15 protein-coding genes and 1 pseudogene are annotated in these 14,075 nt (G+C 68.3%); 6 read left to right on the top strand and 10 right to left on the bottom strand.

Annotated elements, in window-relative coordinates; genetic code table 11:
• Positions 1–5: 5 nt before the first annotated feature.
• The 3 genes from AB0D53_RS15040 to AB0D53_RS15030 are packed head-to-tail and all read right to left on the bottom strand — an operon-like array spanning position 6 to position 4,011.
• A complete protein-coding gene (locus AB0D53_RS15040) occupies positions 6–869 on the bottom strand; it encodes an immunity 49 family protein (protein ID WP_362445409.1) in 864 nt (287 codons plus the stop codon).
• Positions 866–3,589 (bottom strand): hypothetical protein, encoded by a 2,724-nt coding sequence (locus tag AB0D53_RS15035; RefSeq protein WP_362445406.1) that lies wholly within the window; start codon positions 3,587–3,589, stop codon positions 866–868. The genes AB0D53_RS15040 and AB0D53_RS15035 overlap by 4 nt, the downstream gene beginning before the upstream one ends.
• Positions 3,586–4,011 carry a DUF6507 family protein gene (locus tag AB0D53_RS15030; protein WP_329820989.1) on the bottom strand — a complete coding sequence of 142 codons (426 nt, stop codon included), beginning with the start codon at positions 4,009–4,011 and terminating at the stop codon, positions 3,586–3,588. The genes AB0D53_RS15035 and AB0D53_RS15030 overlap by 4 nt, the downstream gene beginning before the upstream one ends.
• Positions 4,012–4,144: 133 nt before the next feature.
• Here AB0D53_RS15030 and AB0D53_RS15025 point away from each other — a divergent pair.
• A pseudogene (locus tag AB0D53_RS15025) lies at positions 4,145–4,291 on the top strand (transcriptional regulator); the annotation flags it as partial.
• Positions 4,292–4,484: 193 nt separating this feature from the next.
• On the opposite strand, the gene AB0D53_RS15020 reads toward AB0D53_RS15025, so the two are convergent.
• Complete coding sequence (locus tag AB0D53_RS15020; protein WP_362445402.1) at positions 4,485–5,108, bottom strand: DJ-1/PfpI family protein; 624 nt, start codon at positions 5,106–5,108, stop codon at positions 4,485–4,487.
• Positions 5,109–5,196: 88 nt separating this feature from the next.
• On the opposite strand from AB0D53_RS15020, the gene AB0D53_RS15015 reads away from it, so the two are divergent.
• A complete protein-coding gene (locus tag AB0D53_RS15015; RefSeq protein WP_362445399.1) occupies positions 5,197–6,534 on the top strand; it encodes a PLP-dependent aminotransferase family protein in 1,338 nt (445 codons plus the stop codon).
• 43 nt (positions 6,535–6,577) lie between these two features.
• Here the strand turns inward: AB0D53_RS15015 and AB0D53_RS15010 are convergent, their stop codons facing one another.
• From AB0D53_RS15010 to AB0D53_RS14995, 4 genes are all read right to left on the bottom strand, one after another.
• Positions 6,578–7,672 (bottom strand): serine hydrolase domain-containing protein, encoded by a 1,095-nt coding sequence (locus AB0D53_RS15010; RefSeq protein WP_362445669.1) that lies wholly within the window; start codon positions 7,670–7,672, stop codon positions 6,578–6,580.
• A 266-nt stretch (positions 7,673–7,938) separates the two neighbouring features.
• Positions 7,939–8,454 (bottom strand): nuclear transport factor 2 family protein, encoded by a 516-nt coding sequence (locus AB0D53_RS15005; RefSeq protein WP_362445396.1) that lies wholly within the window; start codon positions 8,452–8,454, stop codon positions 7,939–7,941.
• Positions 8,455–8,664: 210 nt separating this feature from the next.
• Positions 8,665–9,009, bottom strand: coding sequence for a hypothetical protein (locus tag AB0D53_RS15000; protein WP_362445393.1), 345 nt, complete (start codon positions 9,007–9,009; stop codon positions 8,665–8,667).
• On the bottom strand, positions 9,006–9,410 hold the full coding sequence (locus AB0D53_RS14995; RefSeq protein ID WP_362445390.1) for an ATP-binding protein: 405 nt from the start codon (positions 9,408–9,410) through the stop codon (positions 9,006–9,008). The genes AB0D53_RS15000 and AB0D53_RS14995 overlap by 4 nt, the downstream gene beginning before the upstream one ends.
• Positions 9,411–9,621: 211 nt before the next feature.
• On the opposite strand from AB0D53_RS14995, the gene AB0D53_RS14990 reads away from it, so the two are divergent.
• The 3 genes from AB0D53_RS14990 (at position 9,622) to AB0D53_RS14980 (ending at position 11,296) form a co-directional block, all read left to right on the top strand.
• Positions 9,622–10,503, top strand: a complete 882-nt coding sequence (locus tag AB0D53_RS14990; protein ID WP_362445387.1) for a helix-turn-helix transcriptional regulator — start codon at positions 9,622–9,624, stop codon at positions 10,501–10,503.
• On the top strand, positions 10,500–10,709 hold the full coding sequence (locus tag AB0D53_RS14985; protein WP_362445384.1) for a DUF397 domain-containing protein: 210 nt from the start codon (positions 10,500–10,502) through the stop codon (positions 10,707–10,709). The genes AB0D53_RS14990 and AB0D53_RS14985 overlap by 4 nt, the downstream gene beginning before the upstream one ends.
• Before the next feature lie 149 nt (positions 10,710–10,858).
• The gene (locus tag AB0D53_RS14980; protein WP_362445381.1) at positions 10,859–11,296 is read left to right on the top strand and encodes a hypothetical protein; all 438 of its coding nucleotides are present in this window, start codon (positions 10,859–10,861) and stop codon (positions 11,294–11,296) included.
• Positions 11,297–11,442: 146 nt separating this feature from the next.
• On the opposite strand, the gene AB0D53_RS14975 is transcribed toward AB0D53_RS14980, so the two are convergent.
• Positions 11,443–12,096, bottom strand: a complete 654-nt coding sequence (locus AB0D53_RS14975) for an ATP-dependent endonuclease (RefSeq protein ID WP_362445378.1) — start codon at positions 12,094–12,096, stop codon at positions 11,443–11,445.
• Between the two features lie 129 nt (positions 12,097–12,225).
• Between AB0D53_RS14975 and AB0D53_RS14970 the strand changes: the two genes are divergently transcribed.
• Positions 12,226–12,414, top strand: coding sequence for a hypothetical protein (locus AB0D53_RS14970; protein WP_362445375.1), 189 nt, complete (start codon positions 12,226–12,228; stop codon positions 12,412–12,414).
• Between the two features lie 200 nt (positions 12,415–12,614).
• On the opposite strand, the gene AB0D53_RS14965 is transcribed toward AB0D53_RS14970, so the two are convergent.
• Positions 12,615–13,958, bottom strand: a complete 1,344-nt coding sequence (locus tag AB0D53_RS14965; protein WP_362445372.1) for an MFS transporter — start codon at positions 13,956–13,958, stop codon at positions 12,615–12,617.
• Positions 13,959–14,075 lie beyond the last annotated feature (117 nt).

Here is a 14,075-nt window from a genome sequence, read left to right as displayed (position 1 = left end):
CGGGCTCAGGTGGGGAATTCGCCGAGCCAGGTGTGCTCGAGGAGATGCTTGGGCAGGTACTCGGACTCGACATCGATGGGGAGTTCCCCGTCGTACGCGAGGCACGCGATGGCCAGGGGCCCGAGCGCGATGCTGCCGTCGATGTCGGCGGCCCGTTCGTCGTTCAGGGTCCAGTACGTCTGGTGCAGTTTCAGGGCTTCGACGAGTGCGGGGCTGAAGCCTTCGGTATCCCTGGTGACGAAGTGGTAGAAGAGATTGATCGGCGGATAGAGCTGCCCCTGGAGAAGGTCGAGCGGAGTGATCCGTGCGACTGAGGGATCCGACATCTGGATCGCGGCGGTGAGCTTTTCCACCAGCCCGGGGCGTCGCAGCCAGTAGGTCTGGAGTGCGTCGACCCAGTGGTAGATGTACTCGTCGTACGCCCCCTCCGGAGCGCGCAGCCGCTCCAGCGGGATCTCGCACAACTGCGTCATCCGCTGCTGCTCACGGCAGATGACGGCGAGCCAGAACGCCGTCAGCCAGTTGCCCGCGTCAGCGGCCGACAGTGGGCCGGCAGCCGGGAGAGTTCGTAGCTTACGATCGATGCGGCACTCGATTGTTCCTTCGCTCGTCCCTGTCACGGCGAAGAGTGCCGAGCCGAGCTGCATCGCGTTGACCGCGGCCTCCCACGTCTCGACATTCGCTGCTCGTGGGTCGGCGACGCAATGAGCATTCAGGGCCATGACAGCCGTACTGAATGTGAAGTCGATCATGTCCGCAGACTCTTCGGTCCTGCCGATTCGCCTGGATACTCGCTCACTCAGCTGCTGCGCGAAGCCTTCGGCTTCGGGACCGCTGGGCAAGGCGTGGCGGATGAAGGATTCGGTCACGAAATGGTTCCCTTGCTTATATCGAATCGCCTGTACCTGTAGCCATTGTACGTCCCTGAGTTCTTTTCCCCCTTGACTACGACATATTCGAGTTTTTCTGTCCCCAAGACCTTTTCTATGGCGTCGACGAGCTTTGTTTCGCCTCGCTTTTCCATGATTTTGAGGATTTCTGAGAAATATTCTCTGCTTCCCTGGGAAACTTGCTTACCGTTGGATAGGGTCCTTCTCCCGAGTTCTGTTGTCGTGCTGCTCTTCGCCTCGATGACGACGACGCGACCGTCCTCATGTGTCCATATTTGATCGAACTGATCGTTCCCGTTCCTCGGGCCGAGAAGTTCCTCTTTCTGGAACCCCGGATGCTGCTCGGCCATGTAATGGTACTCGGCCACCTTCTCCCCGAATTCCTCGGTGGCATGTCCCATCTGGGTGTGGGATTCTTTGTATGTGCCTTTCGCTTCTCCCAGGAGCCCGCCTGATTCGAATGTTCCCTGAGCCTCGTGGGTCCTGGCGGCTTCTGCCTTCCAATCTGTTACCAGGTTGTCCCACCGGATGGCGAAGTGTCGCTTCTTCGTGGCCTCTTCCAGAATTCTCAGCCTGAGCTTGCTTTTGACGGTTTCCGCTTTGACGGAAACGTATCCGTCGTCCAGGTAGTGAGGGGTGGGGGGAGCGGGGACGTCCTTGGCGCGGATCCACGGGTCGCTCTCCAGCAGACGGGTGAGCTGAGGCGGAGCGAACCCGCTCGCGTCGTGCCGCTCCACCCTGATGCGTGTTCCGTCTTTCCTGTAGTAGCGCTCGAAGTAACCCGGCTCTTCGTTGGCGCGGTGGACCTGGATCTCCTCGATCTGCTCCCGGGTGAGTGAATCGCGAGGACCGTAGGGGTTGGCGCCGTCGTGCATGAAACTGGGGCGCGGCACGGGCTGGCGTTGCGGCGGAATCGCACTGTCGCCGATGTGCGGGGCGCCGCTGTGGCCGCCGGTGCCAGGGGGGCCGGGGTGGGCGGAGCCGGTGGGGAGGTCGAGGCCGGAGGTGGGGCCCGCGCCTGGTGGCCCGGGGTGGTGGGCGGGGCCGTTTCCGCCTGACCCGCCGCTGGGGGTGCTGCTGTCCAGATGGTTGCTGAGGGTGTGGTCGCCGACGCCGCCGCCAGGTGCGTGGTTGAGGCCGCTGTCCGGCAGGCGGTTGCCCGCGCTCCCGCCCGATGCGTCGCTTCCGGGCCGGCCGAGATCGCCCAGGTCGTTGCCGATGCGGGTGGCGTCGTCGCCGGTGCGGGCGCCTGCGCCGGTCAGGGCGGGTTCGCGTACGGGTTCGGGGGTCTGCGCACGGGGTTGTTGGTGGGCCTGGTCGGCGCGTTGGGCGAGGGAGCCGTCCTCGTTGTAGAGGTTGCCGTCGCGGTCCAGGTACGGAGCGCCCTCGTCGAAGGGGGATCTGACGGTGCCCTCGGGGAGTGCCACGGCTCCGTCGGGGAGCTTGACGGTGCCCTCGGGGAGGGCGGTGGCGCCTTCGGGGACGGTGGCGCCCTCGGGGAGGTGGAGGGTGCCGTCGGGGAGTTTGACGGTGCCTTCGGGAAGAGTGATGACGTGATCGGGGAGGGGCGGGAACTCGACGCGGCCCAGACCCTTGAGGCCGGCCATCACGTCGCCGATCCTCCTCAGCCCGACGCCTGCGCCCTTGAAGACGTACGTCATGGGGTCCACGGCGCGGGCGGTCTTGCTGGTGAGGGAGAGGGCCTTGGCGGCCAGTCCGGCTTTGCCCGCGCCTGCGGCTGCGCCGCCGGAGCCGCCAGTGAAGACGGTGGTCAGGACGTTGAAGGTGACGGCGCCGGCGGCGCGGGAGGGGTTGCTGCCCCACTGATCCCAGGCGATCAGGGCCTTGCCGGTCTCCTTCACCGCAGTCTGGGAGTCGCGTATCCAGGCCGAGTGGTCGCCGGGCAGGGCGTGCAGGACGAGCATCGCGGCGGGGGAGAGCCCGGTGGCGAGTTTGGCCAGGCCGGTCCAGGCCTCCTTCGCGGCGTCGCCGCCCTCGAAACCGGCCAGGGTGCCCAGGCCCTTGATCGTGCCCCAGACCCCGTCGACGAGGAAGCCCTTGCCGAAGTCGTAGGCGTGCTCCCACACCTGCCACCAGGGAGTCGACTCCTCGACCGCCTCTCCCCAGGGCAGGCTCTTCGCCTGCTTGAGGGCCTCGGTGTCGTACCCGTAGGTGCCCTTCTTGCCGGAGCCGTCATCGATCGTGAGGGCCTTGCCGCCGACCAGGGCGACGATCTTGGCGTGACAGGCCCGTTCCACCTCCTGGAAGGCGGTCCAGACCTCGGCTATCTCGCCACGGCGCCGGTTGTTCTCCTCGACCAGGTCGCCGTCCTCGCGCCACTTGTCGTCGCTGTCGACCTTGACCCGGAAGGCGACGGCGTCCCGCTTCAGCTCCTTGAGCTTCTCCACCAGCGGGAACGCGTCGTCCGAGTAGGTGCCCAGTGCGCCGGCGATGACGCACAGGTCCGAACTCAGCGTGAGTCCGGTCGACGCGACCGGGGCGGTCGTCGCGAACAACTGCTCCGCCTCGGGAGCCTTGTAGAAGGCGCTCAGCCCGCCGAAGCTGCTGTGCACATCCCCGGCAGCCGTCGCGATCGCGGCCCCGTGGCCCGACAGCGCCGTCACCTTCGTGTCGAGCAGCGCCAGATCACCGGTGAACACCGGTATCCCCACCGGGTCGACCGGCTCGGCGTCACTCACCGGTGCCCCTGCATGCCCTTGAGGACGTCCAGACGTACGGCCTTCGCCGCGTTCTGCGCATGCCTGGCCGTCTCCAGATCACCCTCGCAGTACGCGTTGGTGGCCTCGACCGCACCCAGCACGGACGCCTGAATCCGCTCCGCCGCCGCCTCCAGGTCCTTCTTGCGCACGCCCAGATACTCACCCAGCGCCGCCGCCACCGGACCCATCGCCTGGCGGGACAACGGCGCCTGACCCGGAGCCACCGGACCCTGAAGGTGCGTGACCGCCTGTGGGCCCGGTACCGCCGTGCCCGCCGCCTGAGCAGCCTCCGACACCGTCGCCATCAACGCCGTCAGGGCCTTCTCCAGATCACCGGCATGCCCGCCGACCACCCTCAACTGCCCCTGCACACCCTGCGGTCTGATGTCCCACGCCACCATGAAGTACCCCCCCTTGCACCGGTTGCCCTTGCCGTCAGAGGCTTTCAGCAATCGGAAGCAATCATCCGTGGGCTCTTCTCTATCAACGTCAACATCGCTTGTGCAATCAGCAAATCGCCAATCGGCCAATTGTGGCCGGTGCACCCTCGGCTTGGTGGGCCGCCACCTCAAGATCCTCCTGGACGCGGGCCTGGCGGGCCGCCGCCGGGCCGGCCGCTCGGTCCTGTACTTCCGCACGGAGGCGGGGGATGTGCTGGTGGGGGCGCAGGGGGGCGGTTGAGGGGCTGCGGGGCCGAGCACTTCCTTGCCCCGGTCGGTACAGCCGCTGTTCTCGGCCGGCCTCGCCGTCCCACCACGCAGCCGTCGGCCTGAAGCACCTCGAAGGTGATGACGCCCGAGGGGTCCGGGCCGGGAGCGACCGGCCCGGCTGCCGGGGGCGGCTTCCCGGCCGGTCACTGCCTGCGACTCGTCGTTCAGGCGAGCGCCGGTGCGGCAGCGGGCAGGTAGGGGGTGATGTTGCGCCAGGCGCGCTCGACGTATTCCTCCTTCTCGCCGACCGGGGCGACGTAGTGCAGCGCGCTTTCGGCGGCGTCGTTGCCCTTGAGTCGGGCGATGACCCAGGCGGCGAGGTAGTGCGAGGCCAGGCAGCCGCCGGCGGTCGCAATGTTGTCCTCGGCGTAGAAGGGCTGGTTGAGCACCTCGACGCCGGCGGCGACGACCCAGGGCCTGGTGATCAGGTCGGTGCAAGCGGGAACGCCGTTGAGCAGGCCGAGCCTGGCCAGCACCAGCGCGCCGGAGCACTGTGCCGCGATGAGCTGGCGCGAGGGGTCCAGGCGGCGCAGGACGCTCATGATCGCCGGGTCCTCGACGACCTCGCGGGTGGCCCTGCCACTGCCGACGATGACGGCGTCAGCGGTGCACGCCTCCTCAAGAGTGGACATCTGCTCGATGACCACCCCGTTCATCGACGTCACCCTGGGACTCGGGGTGGCAATGGTGACGCGCCAGTCGTCGGCCCTGATGCGGTTGAGCACACCGAGAGCGATCAGGGAGTCGAGCTCGTTGTAGCCCTCGAAGGTGAGGATGGCGATGTGCACGGCGGCTGTCCTTCCCGGTAGGTGGGTCCTGACCGTAAGGGCCCACGACCAGGACAGTCGAGAAATTGTCATGCATACAATCCGGTGCATGGCAGCTTCGCGGTACAAAAAGCTGGTCGACGCGTTCGCATGCGACATCCGGACCGGGCGGCTCGCCGCGGGCGTGCGGCTGCCGACACACCGCGGGCTCGCCGCTCGTGAGGGCATCGCCGTGGTGACCGCGACCCGGGTGTACGCCGAGCTGGAAACGATGGGTCTGGTGAGCCGGGAACAGGGCCGCGGTACGTTCGTGCGTGACATCGCGGTGCCCGCCGGTCACGGCATCGATCAGCAGGCCGTCGCCACGGATGCGGTCGACCTCAGCTTCAACTGTCCGTCGCTGCCCGGGCAGGCCGATCTCCTCCGGCAGGCACTGCGAGAGGTGGCCACCTCCGGCGATCTCGACTCGCTGCTGCGCTACCAGCCACATCGAGGGCGCCCCCAGGACAGAGCCTCGATCGCGCGGCACCTGAGGCGCCGGGGAATCACCACGGACGCGGACCGGATCCTCATCACCAACGGTGCGCAGCAGGGCCTGGCCATCACTGTCATGGCCGCGCTCAACGTCGGCGACGTCGTCGCGGTCGACGCACTCACCTACCCGGGTTTCAAGGTGCTCGCGCATGCCTTTCGTCTCGACCTGGCGCCCATACCCGTAACCGCCGACGGGCCGGATCTCGATGCCCTCGAAGAACTGTGTGCGACGCGCCCGGTGCGCGCGATCTACACCATGCCCACCTTGCACAACCCTCTGGGCTGGGTCATGCCGGAACCTGACCGGACCCGCCTCGTCGGGATCGCCCGGCAGTACGGTCCGCTCCTCATCGAAGACGCCTCCTACGCCTACCTGGTGGAGGACCCGCCACCGCCCCTGGCGGCAATCGCGCCGGACATCACCGTCCACGTCTCGGGACTGTCCAAGAGCGTCGCCACCGGTCTCCGGGTCGGTTTCGTCGTTGCCCCGCCCTCTGCGGTGCCCTCGCTCGAACGCGCGATTCGGGCGACCACCTGGAACACCCCGGCCCTCACCACGGCCATCGTCTGCCGCTGGATCGAGGACGGCACGGTGGACCGCCTGGAAGCGCTGAAACGGGACGACGCCAGGACCCGCCAAGCACTCGCCGGACAAGAGCTGGCCGGCCTGCCCCTCATCGGCCACCCCTCGTCCTACTTCACATGGCTGCCGCTGCCCGACGACGCACGCGCCGACCGCCTGACCGCCACCCTCGCACGTCAGCACATCGCGGTGTCCACGGCCGAGCCGTTCACCACCTCGCTGCACACACCGCAAGCGATCCGCCTCGCTCTGGGCTCGACCGATCTGGACAGTCTCCGCTCGACCCTGCGTGCAGTGCGACGAGCAGCCGTCGAGGACGCCTGCGCTTGAACCCCCCTTCGGCGCAAGGTACTCGGCCGCGCTGTGCTTCCTCTCATGGGGCGAAGGCCGCGGAGAGGATCCGGTCGACCAGGGCGAGATCATTTCCTCCGCCGTTGGTGGGGTTGAAGGAGTACACCAGGCGGCGACGCAGGTCACGGGTCGTGAACATGCCGTCGGTGTAGCCGAAGGTGCTGCCGGTCTTGCCCCATACGGTCACTCCGTCGGGCAGGGTCGCGCGCATCAGTCCGGCGCTGTAGTAGGCGCGGCCGTGACCCGGGTCGTGGGCGTTGCCGTCGAGGTAGGGGACATGGGGGACGGTGAAGAGTTCCGCCTGCCCGGCCGGTGGCAGGAGCCGTCCTCGGAAGAGCGCGGTCAGGAAGCGGTCGAGGTCGGCCGTGGTGGAGATCATGCCCCCGGCGCCCGGGTTCTGTTCGGTGATGTCGACCAGTTGCGTCCCGCCGTCCGGCCGGGGCACGGCGATGTAGCCGTGGGAGTGAGGGCCCGGGATCGTGGGGTCGGTCTCCGGGGCGGTGGTGTCGCGAAGGTGCAGCGGCCGCAGGATCCGGTTGGTGATCTCCTGCTGGTAGGTGTGTCCCGTGAGGCTCTCGATGAGCAGTCCGGCGACGTAGTAGCCGGTGGCTCCGTACGCCTGCATGGAGCCGGGCACGGCGAACGGTCGCTCGTGCTGAACGGCCTTGGCGATCAGCTCCGCGAGCGGGTGGTCGTCGAAGCGGTGCCCGACGATGCCGTCCGGGGTGGTGGGGATGTCGTCCGGTGTCAGTTCGGGAAGGCTGCTGGTGAAGTTGAGCAGGGTCCGGACCGGGATCGGCGGGTAGCTGTCGGGCAGTACGTTCGGCAGGTACCGCTGGACGGGCTGATCGAGGTCGACGCGGTCTTCGGAGGCGAGCTGCAGCACCACGGTGGCGATGAAGGTCTTGGTGACACTGCCGAGGCGGAACCTGCCGTCGGCCGGAACCGGCGCCCCGGTCGCGATGTCGGCAGTCCCGTACGTGCCGATCCAGTGACCGTCCGGGCCACTCACCCGCGCAAGCACTCCTGTGACCCGGTCAGGCGCACTCGAGAGCGCCCGTTGCAGGACCTGCGGGTCCAGGCACGGCAACCGGCCACCGGCGCGCTCGACCGCCACCGCGGGCCGCTCGGCAGGAGCCGCTGCCGCCGGGAGGGCCGTGCCCGGCGTCACCGCGGCGAGAACCGCGCAGGCGAGCGCCGTCACCGGTACCCGCCTGCGCCGGACCCTCGTCGTAGTTGCCTCGGTATCGGAAGGACCTGGCTTGGAAGTCATGCCTACGACGGTGTCGCACGGCCGCTGTGCGGCTCATCAGGGAACACCCCCGGCGGGCCCCGACAGGCCCCGCATCGATCCCTGAGACCGGCTTCGGCCCGATCCGGTGGTCAGGGGTGACGCGGGCCGGAACCGGTGGAGTTCTCGCGCCGATCGGGTTGGGATACCGCTGATCCCGAGGCCCCGGCCGGCCGGGGCGCCGAGCCGGCCAGCGGTGAGGTGTCTTCGTAGCGGACCTCGTAGACCCGCTCCGTGAATTTCCAGCCGTCGCCGGTGCGCTGGTAACGGTCGTGGTAGATCGCGTAGTTCAGCCCGCCACGGCCATCGTGACCACGCCCCACCTCCGAGATGTAGGCGCGGCCGGACGCCGTGTCGCCGTCGAGCCGGATCACACCCGGGTGCGTGTTCTGCACGAGAAATTCCACGATGTCCGGCACCCGCCTGCCCCAGGCGCGGATCGCCTCCCGCCCTTCGAGTTCAACGGGAATGTTGGGCATCCGCAGAACGCCGTCCGGTGTGAACAGTGAAGCGACGCGGTCGTAGTCGCGCATCATCGCCCCGTCGGTGAACTCGCCGCGCAGCGCCTCGATCTCCACGCGATCCGCGATGGCCTGAAAGTCGCTCATCGGTCTCCTCCTTGTCGCCTGGGAACCGGTGCACGCGACATCCGCTGGATGGCGCGTCTGTCCCGGCAGTACGACGGCACGGCCCTCCGGAATGTGACACGGGCCCGCCCGGGGACAGGGCCGGGCTGCGGCATGACGCGGGAAATGGGCAACACCCTGTACATCGAGGGCAAGGGCCTGAGCAACTGCCGGAAGGCGATCGCCTGGCCGTCACGTCCGACATCGCGGAGTCCATCGAGCCGCGATCGCGCCGACCGCGGCGACGGGCAGGACCCGCACGGGGCGCGCGGACCAGTCGACGACGCGTCCGCCCGCGCGAGCGGTACAGGCGTACCGCTCGCCTGCCCTGAGCCGTATGACGGCCTCCCACTGACTGTGGTCGAGCCAGCGGAAGGTGCGGTCGCGGTCCTCCGCGTCGAACACGGAGATCAGGGTCCGTACGGAGACCCGCATCCAGATCAGCGCCTGCGGGGGAGTCGCGGCGTGCTCGGTCCGTACGAGCAGGCCGTCGACGGCGAACTCGCACCGCCAGGCGGTCCGGAGGGGCTGCCTCACGTCAACTCCGTGTGCGTGATGGTCAGATGGACCCAGACGGTCTTGCCGGGGTCGCGGGGCCGTACGCCCCACTTCGCCGCGACCGCGTCCACGATGACCAGGCCCCGGCCGGAGAGGTCGTCGAGCGTGGGCGCGCGCAGCTCGGGCATCCGCCACTGGTACGAGTCGGAGACCTCCAGCACGAGCGTGCCGTTGCGACGGCGTAAGCCTAGTTCGAAGTAGTCACCGGTCCCTTTGCCGTGGTTGACCGCGTTGGTGCTCAACTCGCTTGCGACGAGGGTTGTTTCGTCGATGATCCCGCCGAGCTTCCACTCGGTGAGGACGCTTTCGACGTGGCGCCGGGCGGCGGGGACGGAGTCCCTGCGGGCCCGGAATCTCCTGATGTGCGTGCGCCCGGACATGGGTCCCCCGAGGTCGTGGGTGGGCAGGCGGATTCGCGGTCACGGAGTGCGCCCGTCATGTGGCGCAGTGTGATGCAAGCCACGCTAGGGGTGGGTTCTGACGAAAGGCAAGTGAATCTTGAGTGCAAGCTTGCATTCACCCGTGAGGGTCAAGTCGCTAGCGCCTGCAAACAGTTGGTGGGCACACTGGATCGGAGAGTGAGGGGGACGTATGCCCGCAGGTGGAAAGCCCACGGTGCGCAGCCGCCGGTTGGGGGCGGCGCTGAAGCGCCTGCGCTTGAACGCGCTCCTGGACCAGGAACACGCCGCCGAGGCGGTTGCGTGCTCAACGGCCAAGATCAGTCGGATCGAGTCCGGGTCGGTCAGTGCGCGTGTGGGTGACGTGCGCGTGCTGCTCGACTTGTACGAGGTCGAAGACGCGTCAGAGCGCGCGTTGTTGGAGAAGCTGGCCCGGGAGAGCAGCAAGCGCGGCTGGTGGCTCGACTTCGAGGCCGGCCATCCCATGCGTGAAATCTTGGGCGACTTCCTGTCGCTGGAGTCCGACGCTACGTACATCCGTACCTGGCATCCGCTGCTCGTGCCGGCGTTGCTCCAGATCCCTGAGTACACGCGGGCTCTGACCGATGTGAGTCCCGACGTCGTCGAGGAGTCGGCGGCCGATCTGGTCGTCAAGGTGCGGCAGGAGCGGCGTCGGATCTTTGAGGAGAACAGCCGACGGTTCGCGGCGGTCATCTGGGAGCCCGTGGTAACGGGCCCGATGCCCGATCTCGCCGCTCATCGGGCGCAGTTGGCGCATCTCATCAAGATGGCCAAGCAGCCGAACGTGACGATTCAGGTGCTCCCCCTCAGCGAGTGGGCCGCCGCCAGGGTCTCACCGGCGTTCGTCGGCTTCTCCTACGCGAGCGAGACCTCCCCGGAAGTCGTTGTTCACGATACGGTTTCCAACTGCGTCATTCTGGAAGACCCCGACGCCATGGCCGGTTACGTGCATGCGTTTGACGCACTCCGGTCGGCGGCCCTCACGCCGAACAAGAGTGTGTCGTTCATCCGCGGGATCATGAACGGCCTCGCCATCGAGAATGAGGAAATGTGAACAGCCCGGAGATCATCACCCCCTTCATAAAGTCGTCCTACTCCGGCGGCGGACAGGCCAACGACTGCGTCGAAGTCGCCCACACCGCCGACGGCGGCCGGGCCGTCCGGGACAGCAAGAACCCCGGTGGCGGGCTTCAGTTCTACGCCCCCGAGGGGTGGGCCGCGTTCCTCGACGGGGTGAAGGACGGGGCCTTCGGGGGCTGACGCACCCCGGGCGGAACCCGGCGGACCCGGGGGTGGACCGCGCTAGTTGTTCTGTTCGGGGAGGTTCACCGGGTTGGGTACGCTGGCCGCCCCTTTCGGCGAGCGAGGAGGGGGGAGGCGTGTCCGGGCGACGGCCGATGGACGAGGCCATGAACCTGCTTCAGGAAGAGCTGCAGGTCGGGCGGATTGCGCTTTCCGATCTGACCACGGAGGATGCGTGGCTCGCGTTCATCCGTTTCGGTCGCCGGCGCTTGGACATGCCGAGAGCTCCCGATGCCGACGGCCTCCTCTTCCAGTACGGGACCTACTCGTTCGACGGGCCTGCGACGTTCACGCTGGACCGCACCCGGCAGTTCGAAATCAACGACAGCGACGGCGATCACGACCATTACGTGCAGGTGCACTGTGAACTCCGGTATGCCCATGCCGCCGAGCTGCAGGCCCTTGGACACTTCGAGTCGTGGTTCTTCCACGACGGCGGAGGCGACCTCGATCGGTGGACCGAGGGGGTGGTCAGCCGGGCGGCCTGGTCGGTTGTCCGAGAACTCAGGCCCGTAGACGTCAAGGTCTACCAGGAACGGGTTTAGTCGCCATCGAGTGCGGGGCCGGTAGGAGTACCGGGCCGGAGCTGCCACGGCGGGCAGCCCTCGTTCGGTTCGCGCCCCTAGATCGGACGTCATGGCACATCCGAACGGGCGCGGATCCAGCCCGGTGAACCTATGCGGTCAGAGCACTACACGTCCGCGAGGAGTCGCTCCAGCGGTCCGGGCACGTGGTTGAGGTCCAGGTGGGCGATCAGCGCCTGCGCGTACAGCGCCTTGCGGCCGCTGTGCGTGCCCATGAACCGGCGCAGCTGGTGCTCCACGGGGCGTTCCCGCTGTGCCGGCTGGCCCTGGAACGTACGGAAGGGGCGCATCTCGCCCTGGGCCTCGATCACCTGCTGTACGCCCTCGGCCCCGAGGGCGCGGATCAGTTCGTCCTCCAGGTCGGCGACGCACACCTGGAACCCGAGGGCCTCCAGTCCGGCGCGGGTGAGGCCGGAGCCGAGCCCGACCCGTTCCAGATGGCGCCGGAAGTGCCGCTCCTCGCCGATGTCGCTGAGCCCCACCAGCGGGAGGCCGAGCCCCGGCGGGCCGCACACGTCCAGGAAGCGCCCGATGCTCATCGCGCCGCCGAGCGGTACCACCGCGACGCCCTCCGCGCCGAGGTCGCGGCCGCAACGGGTGGCCAGTGCTTCGATCGCGACCTGGTCGCTGGTCCCCTCGACCAGCACGACCGTACGCACACCGCCGGCCAGCTCCCGCGCCTCCGCGGCTGCCGCGTCCGACCCCGCTCCGCCGGCCGCCCATACGACCGCCGCCCGGCTGAATCGCCTCAACTCGTCCACGAGACCTCGCTTTCCGGTGCCGGCGCCATCCTGCCCGGCCGGGATCCGTCACGCACACACGTTTTCCCGGCCCGTGCCGCCCGGACGAGCAGTTCCGAAGTGCCGAGTCCTGCACACTACGTTGCTCGCATGACCTGCGCGGAGAACGAGATCGTGCGCATCGGGCCGCAGCAGTTCCACGAGACCAACGGTGTGGAGGACCGGCGTGTCGTGGGCGAGGAGGCGTGTGCGTACGTCCGCGCCGGTTCGTTCGCGGCCGGCGCCCGGTTCGTGCAGGCGGTCAGTGAGTTGCCTGCACCACCGCACGCCGGTCCGTGACGATCGCCAGTGACGTGAAGCCCCGTGTGCGCCGGGAGTTCGGCCGCTCGACAGCCCACCGGCGGGTGGGGTTGACCGGTATGAACGCGCCCTCTGGGTGATCCGCCATCCGGTAGCCCGGCTCGATCAGCAGGTTGCGGGAACTGTTGTCCAGGGCCGCGTCCGTCCGAACTGCCGGACGGACGCGGCCCTGTCCGGGATCACATGGTCTTCTCCTCCAGCACCGCGGTGGGCATGGGGATCCGCCAGGTGACGAACCCGGCCGCGGCGAGCCCGGCGATGGCCAGGAAGCTACTGACGAGGAACGGGTCGGTGCCGCCCGAGGCGGGAGCGAACCCGATGCCGACGTAGATCGTGATCCCGGTGGAACCGCCCAGTTGGTCGGCGGCTCGCTGGATGCCGGAGGCGATACCGGCGTCGTCTTCGGTCACTCCGGTCACCGCGATGTACTGCAGCCCGACGATCCCGAACCCCATCCCGGCAGCGATGAGCATCATCGCCGGAATCATCGCCGGACCGGAGGCTCCGAGGCGGGAGACCAGGGCGATGCCGGTCATCGCCAGTACGGTGAAGCCGATTCCCGCCAGCACACAAGCCCGGGCGCCCCACCGTCCGAGCAGCCGAGGGGCCACCACCGAGGCCGCGATCAGGCTCACCGCCAAAGGCAGCATCGTCAGGCCGGCCCGGAGCGGGCCGGCCTCCAACCGGTCCTGCAGGTAGTAGGTGAACAGCAGGAACGAGGTGGACAGTGCTGCGCTCAACAGAGCGGTGGCCAGGTTGGCCAGGATGCGAGGCCGGTTGCGGAAGAACCGCGGCGGCACAAGCGGGTTCCGTGAACGGCGCTCGGCCCCGATGAACAAGACTCCGGCTGCCGCCGCACCGACCAGCGCCACCGGCGGCAACCATGGCAGCGCGCCGTCCGCCCTTCCTGTCTCGACGACCCCGAGGGTGAACAGCAGCGGAGCCGCGACCAGCAGGAGCGAACCGGGAAGGTCCAAGGATGTTGATCCGACCGGCCGTTCACTCGGCACGAGGAAGGCCACTGCCGCGAGCACCACCGCGACGAAAGGCACGGACACCAGGAAGATCCACCGCCAGCCCAGCAGCTCGATGACGATCCCGGAGAGTACGAACCCGAGAACGAGGCCACAGCTGGTGACGGCCGCCCACACGCTCAGCGCCCGCGACCTGCGCGGACCCTCAGGGAACATGAGCACGATCACTGCCATCGCCGCCGGAAGCGCGATCGCCTCACCGGCCCCTTGCAGCAGACGGGCTGTCACCAGAATCGCGAAGGAGGGAGCGAGCCCGGCCAGCAATGACGCCGCGCCGAAGACAGCGGTGCCGAGCAGGAGGATGCGGCGCCTGCCGAGCACGTCGCCCAGCCGGCCGCCGAGCATGAGCAGCCCGCCACCAGTGATCGTGTACCCGACCACGACCCAGGTCAGTGCGTGACCGTCGACGCCGAAGTCGGCGCCGATCGAGGGCAGGGCAACATTGACCACGGTCACGTCGACCGCGATGAAGAACTGCAGCATGGCCATGCAGCACAGCGCCAGCCACGCACGCACCGGGGACGATCCGCCCCGGCGCGAAAAGTGAATGCCTGAAAACACCGAGTGCTCCGTTGCTCAGAAGAAGTTCCGAGCAGCACGAACGTG

Origin of the sequence: Streptomyces sp. NPDC048295 (assembly GCF_040652135.1) — a bacterium.
GTDB lineage: Bacteria > Actinomycetota > Actinomycetes > Streptomycetales > Streptomycetaceae > Streptomyces.
The sequence above is the reverse complement of the archived record's forward strand: the minus strand, read 5'-3'. Positions and strand labels throughout refer to the sequence as shown.

Bases quoted from the DNA above. Each gene is read 5' to 3' on its own strand.
- AB0D53_RS14970 (WP_362445375.1), top strand. From the start codon at position 12,226: ATGACCTGCGCGGAGAACGAGATCGTGCGCATCGGGCCGCAGCAGTTC.
- AB0D53_RS14965 (WP_362445372.1), bottom strand. From the start codon at position 13,958: ATGGCCATGCTGCAGTTCTTCATCGCGGTCGACGTGACCGTGGTCAAT.
- AB0D53_RS15015 (WP_362445399.1), top strand. From the start codon at position 5,197: ATGGCAGCTTCGCGGTACAAAAAGCTGGTCGACGCGTTCGCATGCGAC.
- AB0D53_RS15005 (WP_362445396.1), bottom strand. From the start codon at position 8,454: ATGAGCGACTTTCAGGCCATCGCGGATCGCGTGGAGATCGAGGCGCTG.
- AB0D53_RS14980 (WP_362445381.1), top strand. From the start codon at position 10,859: ATGAACCTGCTTCAGGAAGAGCTGCAGGTCGGGCGGATTGCGCTTTCC.
- AB0D53_RS14995 (WP_362445390.1), bottom strand. From the start codon at position 9,410: ATGTCCGGGCGCACGCACATCAGGAGATTCCGGGCCCGCAGGGACTCC.
- AB0D53_RS14990 (WP_362445387.1), top strand. From the start codon at position 9,622: ATGCCCGCAGGTGGAAAGCCCACGGTGCGCAGCCGCCGGTTGGGGGCG.
- AB0D53_RS15030 (WP_329820989.1), bottom strand. From the start codon at position 4,011: ATGGTGGCGTGGGACATCAGACCGCAGGGTGTGCAGGGGCAGTTGAGG.